Source organism: Nonomuraea aridisoli (assembly GCF_003236395.1).
Taxonomy (GTDB): domain Bacteria; phylum Actinomycetota; class Actinomycetes; order Streptosporangiales; family Streptosporangiaceae; genus Nonomuraea; species Nonomuraea aridisoli.
This window is the reverse complement of record NZ_POUD01000466.1, coordinates 1-3,480: the sequence shown is the minus strand read 5'-3', so window position 1 is coordinate 3,480 and position 3,480 is coordinate 1. Positions and strand designations below refer to the sequence as shown.

Genomic DNA, 3,480 nt, shown 5'->3' with positions numbered 1-3,480 from the left:
GCAGTGGTCCTTGGTCCCTTTCGTACGGTGGCCGTCAGGGTCTTCCTGCGGCTGTGGCCTGTGCTGAGTGGTGCCGCTGCGCGCGAGAGGCATCAGACCTGGGTGCCCGAGGCCCAGGTCGGTCGGCCTCGTTCCATGCCTTCGGTGAGAGTGCGGAGTGCGGTGGTCAGGGTGCCGACGTCGGCGGCGTTGCCCAGGCACAACCTGACACCCCTGGGAAGAGTTTGGTTTCCGGCGAGGAAGTACATCGTGGGGCTGATGGTCATGCCCAGGCCGTCGGCGAGTGAGACCACCTCGGACGCGGTCCACGGTTCCCTCATTTCCACCCAGGCGTGTAGGGCGGCGCTCCTGACGTGGCTGATCGCCGGATGGGCCCCCAGCAGGTGCTCGGCCGCCGTCCGCCGACGCGCCATCTCCCCGCATTGCCAGTCGAGCAGCCGGTCCGCGGTGCCGTCGTCGAGCCAGCGCATGGCGACGGCCGTCGAGAGCGGTGAGGGGTTGAAGACGGTGGCGCGGACGAGGGCGCCGAGGCGATCGGTCAGCTGCGGCGGTCCGGCGAGGAAACCGCAGCGTAGCCCCGGCGCGATGGTCTTCGACAGGCTTGTGAGGTACAGGGTACGTTCGGGAGCCAGAGCGGCCAGAGGGGTCACGGCGTCTTGGGCCAGCAGTCCGAAGACGTCATCCTCGATGATCATTAGATCGTGGCGGCGGGCGATGTCGACGATCGCCTGCCGACGCTGCGGTGAGAGGGTGACGGCTGTCGGGTTGTGAGCCGTCGGCATGCAGTACAGCGCCCGCGGCGCCGTACTGGATACGCATGCCTCCTCCAGCGCCTCCGGGATCAGCCCCTGCGCGTCCATGGCGACGGCGGAGAGGCCGATACCCAGCAACTGGGCGGCGGACTTGACCCCAGGATACGTCAGCGCCTCGGTGAGAAGCGTCTCGCCTGCCCGCAGCGACGCGGTGAGCGCCACCAGGAGCGCGTGCTGGCCTCCATGACAGATCGCCACCTGCCGGGGCTCGACATCCAGGCCGCCGTGCGCCAGCCACCTGCACGCGCTGCTCCGGTGGTCGTAGCTGCCGATGTCGGCCTCGTAGCCGAGGAGCGTGCCGGCGTCGGCGGAGGTGGAGACTGCGGTGAGCGCCATGCGCAGCAGTTCCTCATGCATCCCTCGCGCGGGGGCGTTGACCGCCATGTCAAGCCGCCCGGTATCTGCGGGCTGCCCGGGAGCCGGTGTGCCACGCAGGTGCGGGATGCCGGAGACGCCGGATACGAAGGTGCCCCGCCCGACGGTGCTGCTGATCAGCCCCTGCTGTTCGGCTTCGCGGTAGGCGCGGCTGACCGTGGGAACAGCAACTCTTAGCTCGCGCGCCAGCTCACGGTGGGTGGGCAGGCGCTCGCCCGCCAGCAGACGGCCGGTTGTCACGGCGGTGGCGATCGCCTCCGCGATGCGCTGGTAGACCGGTCCGGTCTGCCCGTCTTCATCCAGCAGGTCCGCGAACAGGCTGGGATCGGCCGACATCACCCTCCTCTTCCATAGGGCGTTCTCGCGCGGATCGCCCCTCGCTTCAGATCGGTTCTCCGAGGATCGACTGCTGACGAATCGATCGCCTACAGGTCGATCATGACGCTCGTGCTGGGACGGGCACAGCACACCGTTACCTGTCCTGGCTGCACACCGTACATCGGGTCGATCGCGTACTCGACCTCGCCGTCGTCGATCCTGGAAACGCAGGCTCCGCACAGCCCGGTGCGGCATGAGGCTTCGGGGCGCAGACCGGCCTGTTCGGCCAGGGCAAGCAGGCTGAAAGTGTTCTTGCGCCATGGAACGGCGATCCCGGACCGGGCGAAGGTGACGACGATCGGCCGTCCGTCGGCGCCCGTCGCCACAGGACCGTCCTCCGTCTTCTCCTCGCCGAGCAAGGACCGCGCCGCCCCGAAGAACTCGTAGTGCACCTGGTTAAGGGGAACGCCCCGGTGGATCAGGCCCGTGACGATGTCCGCCATGAACTCGGCCGGCCCGCAGACGTAGTAGTCCGCCTCCAGCGACGGCAGGATCCGCTCCAGCACGGCTGGGGTGACCCGTCCGGCCTCGTCGAAGTGCCGTCCGAGGACGTCCTCGGGCGCGGGTCGGCTGAACAGCAGATGGCTGTGCAGCAGTTCACTGGACGCGACCAGGCGGCGCACGTGCGCCCCGAAGGCGAGTTCGTGCGACGAGCGGGCTCCGTGGACGAAGTGGACTGGGCGTCCGGACTTGCGCTTCTGCGCCGCGAGATGTTCGAGCATGGCGAGCATCGGAGTGATCCCGATCCCTGCGCTGATGAGCACCACGGGCCGGTGACCCGGCTTGACGGCGAACCGCCCGCGCGGCGCGCGCGCCAGGAGCTGTGAACCCACTCCGACGGCCGCGTGCAGATGCCCTGAAGCGATACCGGCGGGGACGTCCGGCGAGTCGGCCGGGGCAGGCTCGCGCTTGACGGCAATGCGGTAGCCGTGGCCGTCCTCGCTGCGTCCGACCAGGGTATATGTCCGTACGAGGGGCTTGTCGGCGCCCGGCACGTCGAGTGACAGGGTCAGGAACTGCCCAGCCTCGAAGTCCGGCAGGCGCGTGCCCTCCGGGTCGGCCAGGTCGAGGGAGACCACCTCAACTGCTTCCCGGCGGCGGGCCGTGACGAGGAGGGCACGGTCGCCGGACCACGCTCCGTCGTCTCCCTGGGCACGTCGGAGAAGCTTCTCGGCCTTGGTACGCAGGGCCGGTGGCAGCGCGAAGCAGGCTAGTACGCGATTGAGCGACTCGACGTTGGGCGGCTCCAGGTGCAGGACGCGGGCCAGGTCGGCCATGGAGATGCCGTCCTCGACCCGGTGCACCAGCTCGATCTTGTCCCCAGACCGTACGAGACCGGGTTCCATCACGCTGCAGAAGAAGCCCACCCGTCTGCTGCGCAGATAGCGACTCGGGAAGCCTTCGTGGCCGAGCCGGACGGCCATCTTCCGGCAGGGGATGCGCGGCTGCGTCACCCTCAGGCGTACCTCGCCGATGCACAGCTCGTCGCCGAGCATGACCTTGTCGTCCTCGGGTCCCTCAATGGTCAGATTCTCGCCGAAGGTGCCGTGCGGCAGCTCGCGACCGAGCTCGTTGTTCCAGCTGTCGTAGTAACTGCGCTGGTAGAACAGCAGCGCACGATCCAGATCGTCTGCGTCGTCGACATGGTCGTCAGTGACCAGCCCACTCGCCTCGACCTGCACCGCGCCATCGATGGGGCGCTTGTCGAAACCCGTGGTGATCGTCTCCCCTTGGACGGTCATCGGCTTCGCTTCTCCTGCATTGACCGAGAGCACCGCTCCGAAGTTAAGCACCATGAAGCAAAAGTAACGGTACAATAATCACATCGTCAACAGATTGTACTTATACAATCGGACCGGCCTGTATGCCCTCCGCTTAGGGATCCCGATGCTGGCCACCCTGAAAGCCGCCGGAG

At 67.8% G+C, this 3,480-nt stretch carries 2 protein-coding genes; both read right to left on the bottom strand.

The annotated features are described in order from the left end of the window. Positions 1-92: 92 nt before the first annotated feature. Positions 93-1,523 carry an aminotransferase-like domain-containing protein gene (locus C1J01_RS46845; protein WP_111185477.1) on the bottom strand — a complete coding sequence of 477 codons (1,431 nt, stop codon included), beginning with the start codon at positions 1,521-1,523 and terminating at the stop codon, positions 93-95. 89 nt (positions 1,524-1,612) lie between these two features. Then, complete coding sequence (locus tag C1J01_RS46840; RefSeq protein ID WP_111185475.1) at positions 1,613-3,361, bottom strand: MOSC and FAD-binding oxidoreductase domain-containing protein; 1,749 nt, start codon at positions 3,359-3,361, stop codon at positions 1,613-1,615. Positions 3,362-3,480: the final 119 nt, after the last annotated feature.

Coding starts and splice junctions, on each gene's coding strand:
- C1J01_RS46845 (WP_111185477.1), bottom strand. CDS start 1,523: ATGTCGGCCGATCCCAGCCTGTTCGCGGACCTGCTGGATGAAGACGGG.
- C1J01_RS46840 (WP_111185475.1), bottom strand. CDS start 3,361: ATGGTGCTTAACTTCGGAGCGGTGCTCTCGGTCAATGCAGGAGAAGCG.